The 1,637-nt window shown below is 39.6% G+C and carries 2 protein-coding genes; both read left to right on the top strand.

Annotated elements, in window-relative coordinates; all coding sequences use genetic code 11:
• A partial coding sequence (locus E1176_RS01300) for a SprB repeat-containing protein (protein WP_185152529.1) occupies window positions 1-489 on the top strand: 489 nt, incomplete at its 5' end.
• Between the two features lie 4 nt (window positions 490-493).
• The coding region (locus tag E1176_RS01305) for a hypothetical protein (RefSeq protein WP_155208778.1) at window positions 494-1,637 on the top strand (1,144 nt) is incomplete at its 3' end.

A 1,637-nucleotide genomic window follows, 5' to 3' on the forward strand; every position in this document is an offset into this window, starting at 1 on the left:
TTCTGGCTTATTGTCATAACATCTCTATTCTATAATGCTTCTTTTGCTCAACTCAGTATTGCTGTAGATAAAAGAGATCCTACTTGCATAGATGAAAGTGATGGTAGAATTAAACTTACAGTTACTGGAGGAAGTGCACCGTATATTTTTGATTGGAGCACGGGCTCTTCTAGAGATCACATAATTAATTTATCTGGTGGGCTTTATACTTGTATAGTTACTGATTCGAATGGTACAACCCAAACGATAAATGTAAATTTGATGAGTCCTAAAAAGAAGTTTGAAGTTAGCCTGAACAAAACTGAAAATTCTTCTTATCAGATTGTATCAAATATGGCTATTTCGCAAATGCTTTATATTGATAGCGAGGGAATGATCCATAAGACCTTTGATAGTAATTTTCTTTTTGATGAAAGGAAGGTGCTTGAGGTTTACGTTACAAATAATCATGGATGTACATCAAAGATCAGCCTAAGCCAAAGCAACTAAATCTATGAGACGAATAATAAATACATTCTACCGAATTGTTTGCTTAATTATACTTTTTGGTGCATTTAATAATGCTGCATTTTCTCAAACTTACACAGAGACTTATACAAACGGGGCTTTTGAAGTTGACATTAGAGTGGATCATCCTTGCGATGGTCTTGATAATGGTGTGATATATATTGATATAGTTTCAACTACTAATGGAATAGATGCGGAGGTAATACAAATTGCAGAAACGGGAGGAAGTGGTCCGAGTGAATTTGGAGTAACAATAGCACAAGGGAATACGTATGTTTTCGGAGATGATGAGAATTTGATAGCGGGTAATTATGCATTTACACTTCGTGATGATGGGGGAGTTGTTATCGCTACCTTTCAAGCGAGTGTTGATGAAATTGATCTTGATGATGTGCCTGCTATTAGTATCACAGCGACAGGGAATACTCAAGACAATAGCACCTGTCAACTTCCGCCCGCTGGCCCAGACGGCCAGGTGGAAGTAATCATAACAGGTGGATCGCTAAACCTTGCGGGAGGTGGTTCATTATCATATACATGGGACTCTGATAATGGATTGGCTGGCCTTCCTCTAACAATTAATAATGTCACAGCCACCACAAGTCTAACTGTTGATTTGCAGACTGATTTGGGAGTGTCGGGTCTTCCTGGTGGTCAATATTCTATAACGGTAAATGATGATTTTTCTGTATGCAATGCGGTTTTGGCTGATGCTACAATTGACCTTGATGACCCTTCACCTAATACTTATTCAATAGATAATGCAGGCGTTCGGTCAATTTGTGATGGCACGGGAACTGATATAGTTTTATTAGGCAGTGATCCACCAAACCTACCAGAGCCTAATGTTGATTATACCATATGGATCGATAGAGGAGGTTCTAATAATCCCACGGCTTGTGCCGACTGCGTAGAAACAGGTACTGGTGGTAACCTTACGTTTAGTTTAACTTCTGCAGATATTCAAGATGGGGATATAATTACCATAGTTGCTACTCAAGGAAGCTGTACCCCTCAGGTCATGACTGGTAGTGTTGAGATTGATTTGTTATCTCTTCCCACAGCCAATGACCAAACACCCGAGCTGTGTGAGGATACTTTTGGAGGAGGCACGGTAGCCGGGGTGAACC

It is taken from the genome of Fulvivirga aurantia (assembly GCF_009711475.1).
Taxonomy (GTDB): domain Bacteria; phylum Bacteroidota; class Bacteroidia; order Cytophagales; family Cyclobacteriaceae; genus Fulvivirga; species Fulvivirga aurantia.